12 protein-coding genes are annotated in these 19,583 nt (G+C 48.7%); 1 reads left to right on the plus strand and 11 read right to left on the minus strand.

Annotated elements, in window-relative coordinates; all coding sequences use genetic code 11:
* Positions 1 to 38: 38 nt before the first annotated feature.
* The 4 genes from PUW25_RS19145 to PUW25_RS19160 are packed head-to-tail and all read right to left on the minus strand — an operon-like array spanning position 39 to position 6,116.
* Entirely contained in the window at positions 39 to 1,397 is a 1,359-nt protein-coding gene (locus tag PUW25_RS19145; protein ID WP_047913198.1) for an ABC transporter substrate-binding protein, read from the minus strand.
* Positions 1,398 to 1,440: 43 nt separating this feature from the next.
* A complete protein-coding gene (locus PUW25_RS19150; protein ID WP_274337384.1) occupies positions 1,441 to 3,033 on the minus strand; it encodes an Ig-like domain-containing protein in 1,593 nt (530 codons plus the stop codon).
* Positions 2,964 to 3,680: a hypothetical protein gene (locus PUW25_RS19155; RefSeq protein WP_274337385.1), complete on the minus strand. Its 717-nt coding sequence runs from the start codon at positions 3,678 to 3,680 to the stop codon at positions 2,964 to 2,966. Before PUW25_RS19155 ends, PUW25_RS19150 begins: the two co-directional genes overlap by 70 nt.
* Before the next feature lie 3 nt (positions 3,681 to 3,683).
* Positions 3,684 to 6,116, minus strand: coding sequence for a glycosyl hydrolase family 95 catalytic domain-containing protein (locus PUW25_RS19160; RefSeq protein WP_274338232.1), 2,433 nt, complete (start codon positions 6,114 to 6,116; stop codon positions 3,684 to 3,686).
* 294 nt (positions 6,117 to 6,410) lie between these two features.
* Between PUW25_RS19160 and PUW25_RS19165 the strand changes: the two genes are divergently transcribed.
* On the plus strand, positions 6,411 to 7,253 hold the full coding sequence (locus PUW25_RS19165; protein WP_047913199.1) for an AraC family transcriptional regulator: 843 nt from the start codon (positions 6,411 to 6,413) through the stop codon (positions 7,251 to 7,253).
* A 23-nt stretch (positions 7,254 to 7,276) separates the two neighbouring features.
* Here the strand turns inward: PUW25_RS19165 and PUW25_RS19170 are convergent, their stop codons facing one another.
* The 7 genes from PUW25_RS19170 to PUW25_RS19200 all read right to left on the minus strand — a co-directional run bounded on the left by PUW25_RS19170 (position 7,277) and on the right by PUW25_RS19200 (position 19,582).
* On the minus strand, positions 7,277 to 9,631 hold the full coding sequence (locus PUW25_RS19170) for an AraC family transcriptional regulator (RefSeq protein ID WP_274337386.1): 2,355 nt from the start codon (positions 9,629 to 9,631) through the stop codon (positions 7,277 to 7,279).
* Positions 9,632 to 9,837: 206 nt separating this feature from the next.
* Complete coding sequence (locus PUW25_RS19175; RefSeq protein ID WP_238546455.1) at positions 9,838 to 12,348, minus strand: glycosylhydrolase-like jelly roll fold domain-containing protein; 2,511 nt, start codon at positions 12,346 to 12,348, stop codon at positions 9,838 to 9,840.
* Positions 12,349 to 12,396: 48 nt separating this feature from the next.
* Positions 12,397 to 13,356, minus strand: coding sequence for a carbohydrate ABC transporter permease (locus tag PUW25_RS19180; RefSeq protein ID WP_274337388.1), 960 nt, complete (start codon positions 13,354 to 13,356; stop codon positions 12,397 to 12,399).
* A 12-nt stretch (positions 13,357 to 13,368) separates the two neighbouring features.
* On the minus strand, positions 13,369 to 14,238 hold the full coding sequence (locus PUW25_RS19185; protein WP_205054812.1) for a carbohydrate ABC transporter permease: 870 nt from the start codon (positions 14,236 to 14,238) through the stop codon (positions 13,369 to 13,371).
* Positions 14,239 to 16,485: a DUF5696 domain-containing protein gene (locus PUW25_RS19190; protein ID WP_047913203.1), complete on the minus strand. Its 2,247-nt coding sequence runs from the start codon at positions 16,483 to 16,485 to the stop codon at positions 14,239 to 14,241.
* Entirely contained in the window at positions 16,482 to 18,647 is a 2,166-nt protein-coding gene (locus PUW25_RS19195; RefSeq protein ID WP_047913204.1) for a YIP1 family protein, read from the minus strand. Before PUW25_RS19195 ends, PUW25_RS19190 begins: the two co-directional genes overlap by 4 nt.
* A gap of 20 nt (positions 18,648 to 18,667) precedes the next feature.
* Entirely contained in the window at positions 18,668 to 19,582 is a 915-nt protein-coding gene (locus PUW25_RS19200; protein WP_047913205.1) for a carbohydrate ABC transporter permease, read from the minus strand.
* Between the last annotated feature and the right edge of the window lies 1 nt (position 19,583).

Consider the following 19,583-nt stretch of genomic DNA (forward strand, 5'->3'; position numbering starts at 1 on the left):
TAGCTGCTTCAATCAAGGGTATACATAGTCTTTATAAACTACTCTGCCCCGGCATCTGTCATCTTCTGGTTAGATTCCTCCGCGTATTCTCTGAAGATCGTATTGAAGTCGCCTTCGAGCACCACTCTCGGTGCTGCCTTGGCATATGGTGTATTAATCGTGCGATCGTGATCCGATTTATAAGGAATTTCCGCAAATTCATTGAAGAACGCCGCACCGTAGTTCTTGCCTTGGTATACGCTGTCCGCTCCATACTGCTCGATAATGCTGTCATTATTCAGAACCGGCATTATTCCGTTTCTGGAGAGCTTCGTCTGTACTTCTTCCGAGACGAGATATTTAATGACTTCCATTGCCGCATCTTTATTCTCCGTCATCTTCGTTAAACTGAAGTAGGTAGGGTAGGCCTGTGTACCAATTCCAGGTGCATCCGCAAAAGTCGGCATCGCGACCATATCCCAGTTCATTTTTGAGAACTCGTCAGGAAATACTGATGTGATCGAAGACAGCCAGCCGAACATCGCAAGCTCCTGAGCTTCAAGGAATTCCTTACGATAAGGCAGCTTGTTCTCATGGGCCTGCATATACTCGCGGTAGCCGGGCACATCCGCTGGTTTAACGAATACGGTCTCATAGAAGTTTTTCCAACGCTCATCCTGATCGAGTGTAGACTTTTTCGTTTCCGGGTCGACATAAGGGATGGATAAATGATTCATCAGAAGAAGATGGGTCTCTGAGGAAGATAAGCCGACATAGGACTTATCCCCTTCGGTACGTGTCAGCTTCTTGGACAGCTCCGCTGCTTCGTCCCATGTCATTCCGTCAACCGGATAATCGACTCCAAATTTATCGAACAAGTCCTTGTTGTAGTACAGCACCATCGTGTTGTTAAAGACAGGTACGCCCCATATTTGATCTCCGGAGATCTGCTTAATCGCATCGACAATGGTGGGTTCAAATTGGTTCATATCGATCTCATGCTGTTCAATCAGCTCCGTCATATCGTACTGAAGATCGAAGTCCGTTAGATATGTCGAGAATCCGCCGATGGATTCCCAGTAAATATCAATACGCTGACCCGCTGTAATCAATTCCTTCAGACCAACCTCATTGGTCTTCGGAATGTATTCGATCGTATAATCCGGAAACTTCTCCTTCAGCAGATCTCCAAAGCGCTCGTTCCAGCTCTCTACAGAGTCTCCGCTGTTGGAATACACATACAATGTATCTTTTCCATCTTTGTTATCCACAACAGGAGTTGCCGCCGCTCCTCCAGGCTCTTCCCCTCCGCCTGTATTGCCTGCACTTCCGGTTCCACCCGAGCTGCAAGCACTAAGTATCCATACCAAGCTTAAGCATAGCGTCAACATCACGGAGTAAAATTTGCGACTGTTCATAATGATCCCCCTTCAAATGTTAGAATCAAGAGAAACCTAAATCTTACTGCTGTAACAGCTGCACTTCGGAAAACAGAGAAGTATTATAATTCTCTACCGGATTATTCTCATCTCCCGCGTCAACGGCCATACCAATATAAAAGGTATCCAGCCCTGCCATCGTGACAGACGACACTTCCGTCCAGGCTACACCGTCAGCGGAGTGATAGCCGGTGATGGTATTCCCTTCCTTAACCAGCTTGAACCAGTAAGGAGTGCTCAGCGATGGAATCGGTGGGGTCTGTACCATCTGTCCCCCTTCGTCTTGTCTGCTGTAGAACACGGAGCAATACTGGTCGCCTCTAACCGAAAATCCGATCATCGCTTCTTTGGCTGCCGGACTTAGGCTGCTGCGGATCATTAGTCCTGAACGATTATGAGGAGCCGTCTCAGACAACTGATCCAGTCTTGCAATGAACTCTGCATCGCCTTCGAGCTGCTGATATACGTATTGAAAGGACTGATCTTCATTCGTCTTCCCGCTGTTACCGGCGAAGAGCGGATCAATATTCCCTCCTCCTTTCACTGTAAATACACCATTTCTCAAGTCAGCATGACCGGCTATGCCCGGCTCACCGATATCGGCAGAGCTCCAAGCCCCAAGCTCACCGTTAGCATTAATATGGACGACGACTGCAGCAGAGTCCGTCTTTGTACCGCTGTTATCTACCGCTCGAGCTGTAATATAGTAGCTGCCTTCCGGCAGGTCATCCCATTTCCATTGATAAGGAGCGGATGTATCTTCTCCAAGCTTAACACCGCTTGCATAAAACTCGACTTTGGCGATACTTCCATCTGGATCAGATGCCTCGGCGTTAATCATGATCTTCCCTGGCTGGCCCTTCAAGGCATTCATCTCCGGTGAAACGATCTCAACCTCCGGATTGATGGAACCGCTTCCCACTATGTTGTTCAAATAGTTCTCCAGATTGGTATATCCATCATCATTGATGTCGCCATTCCGGTCCGCAGCATCATTCGGATTGAGGCCCTGCTCAAGCTCCCACGTATCCGGCATTCCGTCCAGATCTGTATCATCAGGTGCCGCCTTGCTGGCAAGCTCAGTCCATCCACCCACTTCCTCTGGATGGTTGATTTGTCTTCCTGTCCGGTTACGCACATCATTAACAAGTCTGGCATCGATAGAATCCCGTTTCGGCAGAATTGCCCCGGCCTGATTCAGCACCAGCTCATAAGCCTCTGCTGCAGATTGCAGAGTAACCGGTGTAACTTGAAGAGGTTCATATACCAGCTCCTTGCCCGTATCCGGATTCACGGCAATCCAGTTGTCTTCAGTCGCTGCCGGATCTCCGTCAATCACATTGCCTGATACATGAAGCTTGCCATTCGCCCCGGTCTGACTGAGGATGATGCTCCGTTTGTCCAATAACGTATCCGGTCCATACTTGTAGTAGTTGTTCACTATGTTAATATCTGCTTGATCTCCGCCATAACCGCTCAGGTAATTCCAGTTGTACACGATGTTGTTGCTGAAATCGAAATTTTGATTGTCTTCCAGCGTTCCTTTTACTCTAGGGTTACGGCTTGAGTTATGGAGCAAAATGTTATGATGATAGCTTGCATGCCCGCTCCCCACAAACCACCGAAGCCATGTCTTCCCTTCGAATGACTGGACATATGAAGAGCTTCACCTATAATGGACCACTGCACGGTGGTGTTCTGGTTCTCGTAAGGAGACAGCACTTCGTCAACACCCCATGTGACAGAGCAGTGATCAATCATGATATTGCTATACCTTCTGGCCGACATGCCATCGCCGGTTGATTCGGTGTGATCCCCCATTCTAAAGCGCATATAACGTATGATCACATGATCTGCCTCGATATAAGTCGAATGGTTGTTGACACTGATGCCGTCACCGGGTGCGGTCTGCCCTGCTATAGTGATGTTGTCGCCTCGGATACGAAGCGGAGAGTCAAGCGTTATATTTCCTGACACTTTGAATACAACCGTCCGGTTCCCCTGGCTGACCGCTTCTCTTAACGAACCGGGACCGCTGTCATTCAGATTCGTCACATACACGACATCGCCGCCTCGTCCTCCGGTAGTGTACATGCCTCCTCCTTCAGCTCCCGGAAAAGCCGGGAGAGCTTCGCTGTCTGCCGCTATTTGAACAGCAGACGGAGGTTCATCCTGTGCGTATGCTTGATAGGGGACTGCGATAACTGCCAGCATAGCCGTCAGCAATGTCATTGAAACTTGGCGTTTCCATAGACTAATCATCCATTAGCCCTCCTCATTTGCAATATACAGCACTTGGCCTGGCTCCATCTGAATGTCATAAGTGTGGGAATAGATCGTTGAGGCATGGATATTGAGGTCTACACCGGTTAGTCGATATTTAGATGCGATGTCTGGAAGAACAATCGTAATATCCGTGGCCCGCTCTGCCTTAAGCTCTGCTGCAAAGCTCCTTGTCCTTTTGTTCCAAGTCATTGAAATGCTTCCGGTACAACATCGAAATCCTCGAACAGAGCCAGCTTCCAGCCGGTCAGAAAGTGCCGGCAGCAGCTTCACCATCCGTGGGGATACATACAGCAGCATCTCTTGAATAGCATTCGTAATCCCGAGGCTCGCATCGAGCTGAATCGGCGCCTGAGCTTTATTCATACTAACTCCCATATCTCTCCAGTCATTATGAACCGTAAAGAGATTCGTAAGGAGACAAGAGCGGGTCAAGATATCCAGTGAATCTATCGCCTTCTCACCGTCTCCCAGCCTGGCATAGATCGCAGACATATGTGCCAGCGACCAGCCGGTCTGTGCTCCAAGAACTCGCATATGAACAGCCTGCTCCAATCCTTGAAACAGTTCCGGACTTTCCTCGCGCGCAAATTCCTGACCCGGAAATACAGGATAGATATGGGACAGATGCCGGTGATTGTATCTGTCATGAAATTCGGGATGAATCCATTCCTTCAGGGCTCCATCCTCATTCAGTTTGTAGACAGGAAGACGCTTCAGAATCTGCTCCCAGCGAACAATATCCTCCTCACTGCCTCCCGTTCTTCGGCTGCCTTCGATAAGATTCGTGAACAGCTCTTTAATGATAGCAATGTCCATGGTAGCATTGATTGCCGTCGGCATCGGATGATCCAGTGACTCTCCCGCATCAGGCATGTAATTGCCCGGCGTATTCTCGGGTGAGACCGAAGGATATATATGGAGCAGCCCTTCCTCGTCTTCTGTTAGAAAGTCCTCATAGAATAAGGCAGCCTCCGTCATGAAGGGCAGCGCCTCGTCTCTCAGGAACTGCTCATCTCCTGTGTACAGGTAATATTCATAATAATGCCTCGACAGCCACCCGGCTGCACCGGTCCAATTCAAGATGACCGGAACGATCTGGGTCGGACTTCCGATCCCCGGCGTCGTTCCTGCCGGAATGAAGATGCCTCTGGCACCGTATAGCTTACGGGCATTCTCCTTAAAGATCTCGAGTAGAGAATCATAATGACGAAACAACGGCTTCATCAGAGAGGATAGACCTCCAACAGGTGCATGCCAATTCATCATCTGCACATTCTCATTAGCCATGTAATGACACCACATCAGTCTGTAATCTCCGCCCCATAACCCATATAAAGGCATCGGCATACCATTCTCTTCAGTGGAAGAAATATAGAGATACCTCCCGTAAGCCCACAATTTCTCAAGCAGAGAGACAGAGGCCTTACCGTCATAAGCGGTTAGAAGCAATTCTTCCGTAGATCTGTTCTCGTAATTCTCAGACTCTTCTGAGCTGATCAGCTCAACGGAAGCGGAAGAAAACAGGGCTTTGTGAAGCAATACATGCGCTTCGAGCAGTTCTGTGTAAGAGGAACTCACTTCTGCCAATTCTTTTCTCAGACGAGACCACGCCTTGCTCCTTGCTTCCTCTGTAAATACCTTTACGAAAATAAGGACCTCATGAGCATTCGTGACCCACAGCCCTCCTCCCTCTTGCCTTACCTCTCCGCCGCTGTCTGTCTGTACCCTCAGAACTGCACCGTAATCCGTTCCATTCTCATGCCTCGCGGCAAAAGACATAAACTCCCCCTGTGCTGCCAAATCTGTCGTCTCTTTCAAAGCTTCCAGTTGCTCAGCCCTAGAGGGATTATCACTTGGATGGATATCGAACGTAAGGGACGCATCTATGCTGGAAACACTAGATTTGAGCCTGTATACGATCATGTGATCCGCACGCGACACAAACAAGCTCCTATCATATGCCACCTCCCCATCCAGCCAGGATACGGCCACTTCTCCCGTCTCCATATTCAAGCTGCGCCGATAATGCCGAAATGCCTCCTGACCTGTCATCGAGAGTCTTAAATCCGCAAGTGGAAGAGGAGCAGACAGTGTACTGTTATACCCTTTTTCCTTAAGCGCGCGGGTAAGAACCCAGCTGGCCTCCTGGAACCGTCCCTCATCCATCAGTCTTCGTGTATCCTTAAGCGTATGACTGACGTCGGGAAGAAGGCCGATCTGTCCGCCGTGCCATAGACCGAGGTGGTTGATCAGGATCGTTTCATCCTGCACACCTCCATACACGGATGCCCCGATGACCCCGTTTCCGGAAGGCAGGGCTTCCCTCCATTTGCTCTTCCACCACGAAGAAGGATATCTCGTGACCAGCATGCTTTTACTGCTTCTATTACCGTCCTTCATCTCTGCAGTCATCACGTACAAGGTCTCCTTCCTAAGGTAGTTCGCATCGAAGAATGCGTTTACATTTTGCGATTCAGACCATTCGTGTGTGGAGCTTCATCCATCAGTTCACTGTTCTTTCAATTCGTTCTTGATCTTATCTCAGTTTTACCATGGCTCGCGGTACCGTTCTAACCTTTTCTTGCCTTAAGTTTCATCACCTTGATCTTTTTTGCTCTTATTTTATGGATTTATTTCTATCTATCTCGAACAAGGAGCGCTATACTATAACCATCTTCAAAATGCTTACATCTGGAGGTGAGATACGTGAAGGATTTCGCTATTTATCCGGCCAAGCGCAAAGGAAGCTATATGATGCCAAAATATCATTATCATGACTATTACGAAGTGTATTATCTTCTGTCGGGGCATCGCTACTATTACATTGAGAACAAACGTTATTCAATTGATAAAGGAAGTCTTCTATTCATAGGTAAAAATGAAATTCATAAAACCGTTGATTCTGATCATCAGTCACCAGATCATGAACGACTGGTGCTCTATTTCAGCAGCCGGTTCTTACGCCGCTTCTCTAATGATCAGCTGGAAATTCTGCTGTCCCCGTTCGACCGGGATAACCGCAAGGTCCAATTCAGTATCAGGGACCAGAGCTATATTGAACGGCTGATGTTTCAAATGCATCACGAATTTAATCAGCAGGACTCCTTCGGTCAAGAGCTGTATTTAGAATCTCTGCTCGTTCAGTTCCTGCTCTTCTCCACTCGTAAAACACAAACAGACCAGCCCGCTGTTCCGGAGGATTCCATGAACGCAAGGATGGCCGAAATTATAGCGTATTGCAACAAGCATTTTCGTGAGGAGTTGGGACTTGAGCAGCTTGCAGGGCAATTTCACATCAGCACATTTTATTTGAGCCGGCTGTTTAAGCGAACGACGGGATTCACATTCAAGGAATACATCAATACACTCCGCATTCGTGAAGCCGAGAAGCTGCTGCGCGAGTCCAATCACAAGATTATATATATATCAGAGCAGGTCGGCTTCGCGAGTGTGTCGCATTTCAATCGTAAATTCAAACAAGTCACTCGAATGGCACCCAAGGAATTCAAGAAATTATTTGAAGGCGATCGGCCGTTTCGTGAGTTCTAGCGGGTTCAGCGGGTTCAACGGGCTCAGCCTGCTCTCCACTCATCCCGGTATTCACTTGGTGTCATCCCTTCATATTTCTTGAAGATGCGATTGAAGTAGCTGTGCTTATAGCCGACCCCCTCTGCGATTTCATTAATTTTTAAATCTGTTGTTCGCAGCAGCTTTTTAGCCTGGACAACGCGATAATCGGTTAAATAATCAACAAAATTGACGCCAGTGACCTGCTTAAACAAACGGCTTAGCGTGTAGGGCGTGGTTCCCACGTTATGGGCACAGCTGTCCAGTGATAAATCATGCATATAATGCAGATGAACATATCGGATCGTCTCTTCGACCATTCGTTTCATCTGAATATTGGTCCGTTTCTTGAGGTGCTCCATATACGGATGGATGACGGACTCCTTCAACCACTGCGAGAGTATGCGGGGCTCCCGAATCATGGACAGCTGCTCATACATGTTCTTTCCTTTGAACAATTGGTGAGGCTGGATTCCTGTCTGCAGGATGACATACTGCATGCTGCCATACAGCTGAAGAACACATTGCTGTACCCAATATTCCTTCTCATGTCCTGCCGATACTTCTCCCAAAAACTCATCAACCAAGAGCTCCATCTTCTCTTGTTCACCCATACGCATCGCCTCGCTCATTTCACGGTCCAGTGCAAATGGATAATTGGTGCTCTTCCCTGATTCGGTATGTTCATCCCAATGAACATACTCCTGGTTCATGTCAATAATCTGATTCTCATCTCTGAACAGCCGTAAAGAAGCGGCCTGATTCACCTCAATGAATAGATTCGGAAGTGATCGCACAAGCGTTGTCGGTTGACTGATCGTCACAGTAACTGCAAGTCTAAGAGTTCCACTCACTGCAGCTGTCAGCGCTTCGGCAAAGCTCTGAAGGTCGTTTTGTTGAACCTCCTCTAAAGGTTGAATAACGAGCACACCAATCATCAGATTATGGAAACTTAGAACACTATACTGAGGCAAGTGATCTCTAGCGGTATCTTCAATAATGTTTGCTGCAGCAAAGGCAGCCAGCCCTTCTTCGCCGATATCAAATCGAGAAGGGGTGCCTGCCTGACCGGTCAGCTGCATGATAATGAAAGTGAATTTGCGGTCAGACACATTCCATCCGTAATGCTTCATCCGCTCGCGAATATCCTTCTCAGAATAGGCTTGCAAATGCCCTTGTACGAGCTGAAGCAAGAAGCTCTCCTTAATTCTGGGCAGCTCCTCCTCCAGTCGAAGCTGAAGTGCTTTGCTCTCGAGCGAAATTTCCTGCCATTCCTGCTCAAACAGCTTGAATTCATCCATATCATAAGCATGGTGCTCAAGCTGCTTATTACCTCTGAGCAGTGTGACAAATTGTTCGACAGGAGAGTATATATGGCGTGAAGCAATCCAGGAGAGAAACAGAGCTGTGAGCAGCATCAGCAGGCTGATTGTAAAAATAATGGTGGAAATGAGCTCCACTGAAGATGTAATCACTGACATTGGCGCTGCAGCAACATAGGTCCACTGCTCCCCTAGACGATCAAACGTATTATAGGACACTGAATAGGTGACGCCTCTCCACTCCTTTATACTGCTCCCACTCGGCTGTCCTGTCTTTAAAATATCCTCTCGCAGACTGCGTTCGAATACCTCTGCCTCAACTCCCTCATTGCTGGACACCATCGGCTTCATATTCTCATCCAGCAGAAATACGCTGCCCTCATTGTATGGAGTCAGTGCCATCAGTTGATCAAGCAGCTTCTCTGGTACAAGTGACACCATGAGCACGCCAAATGATGCACCGTCTGTCCCACTTATTTTGTGCGACAGCATAATGACCGGCTCCTTCTTGGCAGGCCCCTCCTGAGATGCCCCCCGAAATATGGTAGGCTGTGTGCTCCACACAAATCGCTCAGGGCGGGCTAATAAGTTCTCATATTCTTGCTGCAGTTTAGGCTCATGCAGGTATGTAAGCTGTGGATTAAACAAATAGGGCTCATTCTCTTGCTGAATATATAATTGAACTTGCGAAATTAAAGGATGTGATCCGTGGATGATATGAAGCACCTGACTTATATTCCGCAGCTCATTACTGTTTGCGGGAAGAGAAAAATCCACCTTCTTGAGATCTTCGCCAAAGCTTGATTCCAAGGTCCAATTAGCTACGCTCTGCTCCAAATATCCCAGCAGATCATCCATGCTGGCTGCCCGCTCCTCCATTTGCTTGCGGTGCAGCTCTGTCATGTCGTTCTTGATAGCCCCTACCGCAAACCCGTAAATACCGAGACTCGCGAGGAGACCGGGAATACTTGCAGCGAACAGAATGACAAGCAGCGTTTTACGATAATACTTTCCTTTGGAGCTCGGATATTTTATCATTCCCCTCCCCCTTAATTTGGAAATTAAAGCGAATACATTATTAATTTACATAGATATGCAGTAAAAGGCAACCTATTTCATATGCCCAATGAAGCCCTGCCTGGAAGCATACTTTTCAGCACAAGAAGATAAAAAACCTTAACCCATAAGGTCAAGGCCGATATGTAACCCCTCATTTTCCAGCAAGGATATTTTCGATATGGATTCTAAACTTCCAAACAGATAGTCAACGTTATTGGACCGAGCATTCCAGAAGGTAATGATACCTGATCATAACGATTTGCCAGTGTATTTGTTACCTCGACCTGCAGCACATTTTTGCCTGTCAACAAATAATCGGATAATGAACAGCGGTACGGAGACCACAGCTTCGTATCTATAAGCTGCCCGTTCAGGAACACCTTTGCCATTTCGTGGACTTCCCCTAGATCCAGAATGACATCTGTATAGGAAGCCGATGGCTTCCATTCAAGCTCTCTAGTATACGTCACCGTACCTGAGAAATGCTCTCTTCCTTCCCATTCTGTCCATGAGGTCAGCGAGTTTGCTCCTTCTGCTCCATCGACTTGCCAGCCCTCACTCAAGTCCTGAGCAACAGTCTCTTGCTTGGTGCTAACAGGGTCAATAATTGATGAGGCATCTGGGTCCAGCGCGAGTACCAGGCATTGTCTGCGATCTATGGTTAGGGCGATATCCATTCCGCCATCTCTCGCTTCAGCCTGCACAGGAGTGATGGTACCGCTCCAGGCATCCCACAACTCAGGTTTACCTTCACCGTTAATGAATACAGAACCTTGGATTGCTGTTTCGCCTTCGTTCACAAGCACATACAGATGAATATGGTCCTTTATGACATGACTGATTCTTAGGCCAGGGCTTACGGGCTTGAACTCAGCTCGGTGGGAGAGCAATTGCTCCACTCGATCTGCAACGGATTCAAGGGGGTGAAGAACCTCCCAGCCCGGTTCGGCATCGCTGGCAGGCAGTGCAGTTCCTCGATTGTGCTCCACAACGATTCCTCCATGCCGGACAAATTCCTTAAGCTTCTCCCTTGTGTTCGGTTCAAACTGCTCTACATCCTCCAGCAGAACAATACGGTAGCGCTGATTTGCTATGCTCATCATTCCGTCCTTAAGAACAGCTTCTTCCTGTAGCAGCTCCTCCTCCAAATAATTGAACTCTATTTGACCTTCATACAGCGGTCTAGCCAGCTCCCAGGACAAGTGATCCGCACGGCACAGAACGCACAGCTCCGGCTGATTGATGCTCCCCGTCATAACCCAGCTCATCCGTTTGATATACTGCGAGAAACGGCTATACTCCGGCCACCAGATGTTGTTCGGCCCTGCATCGGGAGCTCGCTCATGAAGCCGCTCTCCTTCGATCGAGTAATAGAAAGCATGTGGACATATCAGATTCACGCCCCGGACAAAGAGCCAGTCCAAATACCATTTCATATCATCTGCTGTTAGAGCCCAGCTGTTACCCTTGCCGCATACACCAAAGCACTCGTTTAAATTCCTTAATTTGTTCCGGTGCCGTGCCGAATCGGCCGAGCATTTCCCCATCGTGCTGTGCTTGCCGGTTATACCGAGATCTCCTTCTGGAGCAAGCCAGCGCCAAACGATATCTTGACCGGGAATGTGAAAATAGCGTAACAGCCCCATATCATCACTCGCCGCAGGGTGCCCCGTCAGCGCAATGCCATGCGCCTCACACCAATCATGAAGCGGCTTATAGAAGCTCTGCTCCATTCTGTGTCTTACCGCCTTGCGGTAGCGTCTCCGAATGTCAGCTGTATAGTCACCGCTCTCAAGCCATAGGAGAATAAGCTCCTCCTCCCGATTCCCGCTGCGGATGAACTCCTCCAGGAATCCTGCCGTCCAGGGCAGCATGCCTTTACGATGCTTTCTCCCGAGCAAATCCGGTTCATCCGTGAACATGGCAATGATGCTGCTGCCAAAATGGCGGCCGATCCGCCCGTAATACCGTTCATGCGTAAGCTCAATGAACATTCGCACAGCTTCCGGATTCAGCAGATCGGCTGCACGGGGTGCCCCCGGCTCTCCATCGTCCTGCCCGTAATGGATACCGCGAATCGTCCCTAAGCTTAATCGGTCGATAAAAGCGACATATGACCATTCCCCTGCATCGGGCGGAGTATAGCTCACGGTGCTGCCAAAATCCTCTGCCATTTCAATGATCTGTGTCTTACTGGCTTCAATTCCTTCCAGATCATTCCCTGTCCGGCGAATCGCCTGCACCGATACAATACGGTCGCCTTCCTCCAGCGGGATGCTCCATTCGGGTGTATTCTTCATTGGCTGTTCTATCATAATAAGCCCGCGGCTTGCGAATTCCGGATTACGACGTACAATCTCACCATTGGCACTGCCTGATGGATACATTCCTTCATCATACAGGATGACACGCATATTCATACTCGCTGCTTCATCTACCACAGCTTCGACGAGCGTCATGAATTCATCGGATAAATAACCAAGGGTATCTGGTATACCGATACGCGGGTGAAGAACAAAGCCTTCGACTCCTTTATCACGAAAATCTCGGAGCTGCCGGAGCAGCTCCTCCCGCTCCAGCCTTCCGTTCCAGAACCAGAAAGGCATGGGGGTGAATACTCCATCGGGTTGCAGAAATTGCGATCTTAAGCCTTGGATCGTTTGCAATCCCTTTATACTCTCCAGATTCTTAATCACGGTATATCGTATCCCCTTCCCCAATTGAAATGGTGAGCCTCATTCTTCTTACTCTACGAGACCTGTGCGGTCAACTCCTTCTACAAACCATCTTTGTGCAAAAATATACAGAATGAGCGGAGGCATAATCATCAGGAACGAAGCGGCCATCTTCATCGGCTCATCATAGATGGACGGCCCGATCTCCTCGGCTCGCATGTTAATCTCATTCGTTATGCTCGCTACACCGACAGATAGAGGCTGATCCTCCATACCGTGCAGGAAAATGCTCGGTGTGTAAAAATCATTCCAGTTCCAAACAAAGGAGAACAGAAAAACGACGACAATGGCAGGCCTTGCCAGCGGCAGCATCACTCGGAAGAACACTTTTAAAGGATTGGCTCCATCCATCATCGCCGCCTCTTCCAGCTCCTTCGGCTGTTTGGCGAAGAACTGCCTATAAATAATGACGAACAGCGCCCCCTTGACTCCTTGCCCAAATAACGCCGGCAGCACGAGCGGAACATAAGACTCAAGCAGCCCCAGCTGTGAAGCTGCAATTAGCTTCGGCAGTACAGTCAGCTGCGGCGGTACAATGAAGGTGAGCAGCAAACAGAAGAACCAAAAGTTCTTCAAAGGGATATCTAGCCTGGCAAACGCATAACCTGCAATTGCGCAGGAGATGGTCTGGAATACGGCAATGCCCGTAGAGAGCGATAAACTGATGGTGAGTGCTTTGGGATACTGCAGCATCTCCCATGCATCCTGAAGCATCCCGAAATAAAGCACCCGAGGCACCCAGGTCACGGCTGGATCCATCAAATCCACAGCATCCTTAATCATGCTCGTGATCATATAGATAATCGGATTCAGATAGATATAAGCCGTATCAATGAGGATGACATACAGGAAGCACTTGAAAATAAGTCCTTTGTCCGCCTCAAGTCCAATAAGCTTGGTCTTCACGAAGCGGCGGGTAATCAGCGGCAGGCTCTTCGTTCGGTTCTTGGCAAAAACCGGTTTAGCCATGGTAAACCTCCTTTAGCGGTAAGCATGGGTCCTGCGTGAAATTCTCGAGAAGAGAAAGAAAATGATACCCAAAAAAACGAGAATGATGCTGAAATAAATCCAGGCAAGAGCACTCGACAGACCATAATCTGCCGTATTGACCATGTCGATCACAGGATTCGTCGGAAAAGTAAATAAATCGACCACCGTGTAAATGGTATTTAGCAGGATGAACGGGACCATCTCTGGCAGCGTTATTTTCCAGAACGTCTCCCAAGGGGTTGCTCCATCCATCCGGGCTGCCTCATAGATCGAGTGCGAGATCGTTTGTCTCCCCGCAAGAAAGATCAAGATTTGAACGCCGGAATACCACAGAACAAGTACAAAGGATCCCAGCACCGAAATGATCGGTGCAGCCCAGCTGCCCGGGAGCAGCTCCGTCACGAAGGAAGAAATATTGTATCTGGATAAGAATTCAATATCTCCCTCGCCCTGTGCCATGAATTCTTCAATGACCTGCCCGGTCGTAAAGATGACAGGAAGAAAGAAGATTACGCGAAACGCGGTGCGCCCCGCAAATTTCTGATTAAGCATGATCGCAATCAGCAGGGCGAAGATGACAATAACCGGAATCATGAGCAGTGCTTCCCGCAAAAATGGAATCAGCCCCTCGTACAAATATCTGCCGTTCTCGAACAATATCGTCTTGTAATGTGCAAGTCCTCTGTACTCCACCTTGAGCCCGCTCGCTAGAATTTCCAAGTGATGAAAACTCATGTACAGCGAATACACAAGCGGAAATGCCATAAAGATCAAGAAACCGAAGACCCAGTTGGATATGAAGATGGAGCCCCACAGCTTTCGATGCGCTCGTGCACTAAGACGCCGCTTCTTGCGTTTCATCTACACTCCATCCCCCTTCAATACCTTGAAATCCTGCCCGGCAACCTTCTCACCGTTATATACAAATGCCGATTCCGTATAATTGACGATGATCATCGTTCCATCTTCATAGGTGGTTGCCTTTACACCTTCAGCCAGCTCGCGATGCTGGACAATAAACTGGTGCTGAACACCTGAGAGCGCGTCATTATACCTCCTATACTCCGAAGCGGCGGAATCCGCCCAGCTTGCATAATGGGAGCTCTTGAGCTGGAGACCGTGAGCTTCACTTAATCTTTCGGCCGGCACTGCTGTGAATAGAAATGAAGGAAGCGCACCGTATTCAATATCCCGCAAAAAATCATGCTTATATTGCTGCCTGTCATTCTCATATCCAGATGTGTAGGTAATCAGTCCATGCAGCGCAATTTGTGCAAAAGGAACGGCCTCTTGGGAGAACAGATCATAGGAGTAATCATCCGGGAGAGCATTGACGTGATCGGCACCGCTCAGCATATAGAAATTCGGACTTTCAATCCATACGTTCCCCAGTGTGTCCTTCACTTGCTGAAGGAGCTGCTGCTGTATAGAAATGGCTTCCGTACGGGAGGCTCCCATCCTCGTGTTGTAGTCACTGTCTAGTCGACTGCCTGTGACGAGAAGAGACAGCCCATCTGCCTCAAGCTCAGCATAGGAGCTCAGCTCCTTATGAAGAACCTTCTGAATAAAAAGGCTGCTGGCCAAATAGACCTCATCACCGCGGATTCGGGCTTCCTGCATCGTCCCTGCCATATTTCTAACCGCATGATACTGCTCACGAAATCCTCCGTTGCCGGTATTATTGAACTCATAATTGACTCCCAGCATGACCGGGATATCCAGCGAGTGGGCGTGCTGGATAAAATCCTTCATCCCCTGCTCTCCGCCCAGTGCCTGTTCGACGCCCAAATATCCGCCATACTGTGCATAACCGCCTTTCTGCCAGCCCAAATAAGTGACGGACATCGGACCCATTCCCCGCTTCCGGAGATCAGACAGAATATGTGCAGCCTGTTCTGTCGTCGTCGCCTGGATATATCGGCTGCCGAGCATCCCATCTTCCGAATCGCCGCCAAGAATTGTAAGATGAAGCGGGATATCAGCGGATGAGGATTCACTCTGTTTCTGAAGCCCTTTCTCTTCCATCAAGTACTTTCGGTATCGCTCTGCCATACCTACATAGTCAGACCTGCCATTGTTCAAGAAATAATAGCGTACAGTCCGATCCGTGCCGAAACGCTCATCCTTGTTGTAGGTCGTAAAGCTCGTTCCTTTACTCCGGTTCGTAATCTGCTCAAACGTGGCTCGATAGGTCTGCTGCGCCGTAATCCAGTTGTAGCTGCTCAGCATGCCGGAAGGTGCGGCAAAAATATCGCTGTACTCGGCTCCATCTTCAATTACTGCAAGCAGTCCCTTGCCTTCCGAATGAATCCCGAATACGGGCATCTGGGCTGGATATCGGGAACTGAAGCCAAGCCGGCTCATAAAGGAAGGATCTTTGCCGTACACACTTTCCTGATAGCCGAGATTGGTATTCAGTCTGTGATCATCATAAGCGATCAGGGTGCCCGATCCATCCGGAACGAACAGATAACCTTCCCGATCGGTGGAGTGCTCAGCAGCCATGAATGGGAACAGCCTCAGCCAGATTAAGCTATACTTGCCTTCCTTCAAGCCTTGATCCACAATCTTGGTCTCCACGTAATCATCCTGTATCCGAATTTGCACAGGCACGCTCAATTCCAGCGCGGGCATATCATAAGTCCACTGAATGCCACCGTCGATCTCCTTGATATCTTCGATCGTGCCGCCTAAGGTCCTGAAATTACTCTCGCGAGGCTGCGTATTATACACGGTGAAATCGGTGTACTGGAACATAAGAGGCGAGACCAGATGTGTCTTCCAGATCCCACCGATCGTCTCATTCTCAAAGTCTTGCGGATCCGGATAAGATCTCCAAATGCTGCCGCTGCGTTTATCCAGAACGATGAAGTGTCCTGTCGTCTCATCCAGCTTCAGAATCAGTGACTCGGTTTCGGCTGCTGCTCTAAAGTCAGCCTCTACCGGGAGTGAAGCCTCTTGCTGCTCCGCTCCTCCAGACGCCCCTTGCTGAGCTGCCGGGACCATGCGATCTCCTCTGAATTTCACTTCGAGCCTGCTGGCTCCCAAGATGATAACGAAGGCGAGAAGAATGAAGAGCACGGCTTTTCTGTATTTGGCTAGCCTCATCTTAACAGCACCTCCTGATAGACTTCGTGGATAAATATGAGCAGCTCGTTCGTAAGACCAATGACAAGAAAGATCAAGACTGCGAGTACGATGAGCGCAAATAGGCTCATTATTATATTCAGTAAGGTTTCCCCTACGGTGTAATTGTGTAAGGACTGTACCATCCAAATGAACAGAAATACGAGCCAGATGTACATTCCGAGCCGAAGATAATCGTAAATTGCACCTTCTGCGTGTGTCATGACATTGGATAAGGCAGCCAGCGGTACACCAATGAGAATAAATGGAGTTAGTGCATAGGCACTGCCGACAAACACATCCTTGAAGCGCCCTTCTCCCCTGTAAATGGAGCTGATCAGATAATTACTTACTACCCAGCCGCACCACAGCCCCAGGAACGGGAGCAGTACCGAAGTTACTGTAATCGAAGAGGGCGGAACCGGATTAAACGCAAAGCTCGTCATCTGTTCAGACAATAGGAGCGCACCGCCCGTCAGTACCAGCAGAATACACGCACTTACATACCCGCCTTTATTCTCAAACCTCAAAGCCGTAAACCCGTCGATGGGATGTCTTAGAATGACAAAAGCCTGTTTTATTTGTGAGAACAACACATACCTGTTATCCATTCGGTCTGAGAAGCCTTCGATCATCCGTGGTGTTCTTCCTCTAGCCAGTCGATTGACAAAGAATATGAGAACCGCTGCAACGACGAGCAGGGTAGCAAAGAAGGAGAATCGGGCCTGGAACCACTGCAGCCGTATCTGCCAGAAGGACTCTGAATACCCTGTGTCGTTCCCCGCAGCTTTGAACAGCCTCGCGGCCTCCTCGTAGTCCCCCTTCTTGTATGCGACCTGAGCCAGACCTAGAATGGCCGGCAAATATTGTTCATTCAAACGCAGGACTTCCTTCCAGGGCTCTTCACTATCCAGATATCTGCCCTCCTGGGTTAAGCGGTTTGCTTCATGCACCATTGCCCCGAACTCCGACAGACGATAGGCTTGCAGCATGCTTTCCTGACTGTCGAGCACATATATTTCACCTTTGGAATTCATATCAATTGCCACAGGTGTCTTAATTAAACCAAGCTGGGATGAAGCAGCGGATGAAGGTCCGCCGAAGTAAAAGAGCAGATTCCCGTTCGCATCATACTGGCTCAAATAGGTGTAATAGGAATCAACGACTGTAAAATTCCCCTCCGGATCGACTGCGACATCGACAAGCTGGGGAGGGGTCGTAATACCGTCAACATAACGAATGTCGTACCAGTTATACTCCCCGAAGCTCTGCTTCGCTGTCCCGAATTTATTGTACTGAGCAAGAATATTCTCACCCTGAAAATTCAGCTTCTTAATCTGCTCGGCTTCAACCGCAGCACCGTTCGTTACGGTATAGATGAATCCTCCGTCATCGATTGCAAGATTGTTCACAGCTGGAGGAATTTTGCTCGTTTCATTTTCATACATTTCCCGTGTGTAAAGAGCTCTTTTTAAGGAATCTATGAAAGAAAAGGGGGCTGAATTGGCTCCATAAAATCTTTGAAATTCCCCATCCGGGTTAAGCTGCACCAGCCCGTAATATCCGCCCATCGTGACAATATACATGTATCCTCGCTTGTCTGCTGCCACCTTGATAGGATCAAATTTCAGCTCCTCCGGTACATTGCCGGACTCAGGACGCTTGTATTCTTTCAGCAGCTGGCCTGAAGATGACAATCGAACCACGCGCTTATTTCCCGTATCCGCGATGAGAAGATCCCCCTGATCATCTACAAATACACCTTGAGGCGCATTCAGCGGATCCTCTGCCAGCTCATAATACCTTTGAAAATTTCCGTCTTTATCAAATTTCACAATCCGATTGTTACCCGTATCTGCCACATAAATTTCATCAGACGCACTGATATAAACATCCGAAGGCTTCTGCATCGGTGAAGCCACGTATTGTCCCGGATGGTCTGGATCGGGTGCCGCGAGATCCTTGCCTATCATTCTGAAAGGGGTGTATGCCGGCTGGGTATCCATCTGATGTCCATAGCTGTCTTTTGTAAACGTGCCGTAGGTTACATCGGCCCATGCTGTATATGGAACCTGCACCGCAGCCAGAATCAGTGCCACAGTAAGGACAGACAGCCATACACGTAATCCACAGTTAAACTTCATACCGATCCTCCTTTCCTTCGCTACTTGATGCCGGAGTGCGACATCGTGGCAATCACCTTGCGCTGGAAGAATAGAAACATAATCAGTGTAGGCAAGAACATGATGAGTGCAGCTGCTGCCGCTGCCGTCTGTCTGGCAACCGAGTTGGCAAGGTTCTGGGTAAGCGTCGACAGAAAGAACGGAAATGTCTTCATCGCATCGTCCTGCATAAATAGTGTTGATGTAGATACATCGCTCCAGATGGACTGGAAGGAGAGGATGGCGACGGTGGCACAGGCTGGTAGCGTAATCGGAATAATAATTCTCGCGAAGATGGTGAACTCTCTGGCACCGTCCATTTTACCTGCTTCAATCAGCTCATTCGGAACCTGATCCATAAACTGCTTCATCAGAAATACACCTACAGTGCTCGCAATATGAGGCAGGATGTGTGCCCAATACGTGTTCATAATACCGAGATTTGCGACAACCACATATCTGGGAATATTAATGGCCTCCTGCACAAACATCAGGGACACAACGATAATCGAGAACAACAGCTTGTGGCCCGGAAATTTGTGCTTCGAGAGCGGATAAGCGCAGAGAGCGCTTACAATAACGACGCTGCCTGTTCCGATGACACCCACAACGATGCTGTTAAACAAATATCGAGAAGCAGGAATAACGGCATCCCGGGTCATCACGAACAGCTCGGTAAAGTTACTCAAGGTCGGCTGCCGGACAAAAATATTCGGAGGGAAAATAAACAGCTCCGAGTACGGCTTCAGCGCATGGTTTATGATGTAAATGATCGGTACCAGCATCAACACAGCGAATATACCGAGCAGAAGCGTCAAGATCAGCTGCGTCCTGTCCATACGCCGAAGCCAGGATTTGCGGTTCATGGCAGGCCGTTTAGCTGACTTCTTCGATCCATCCTTTGCGGCATGGTCCATA

Origin of the sequence: Paenibacillus urinalis, from assembly GCF_028747985.1 — a bacterium.
Lineage (GTDB): Bacteria > Bacillota > Bacilli > Paenibacillales > Paenibacillaceae > Paenibacillus > Paenibacillus urinalis.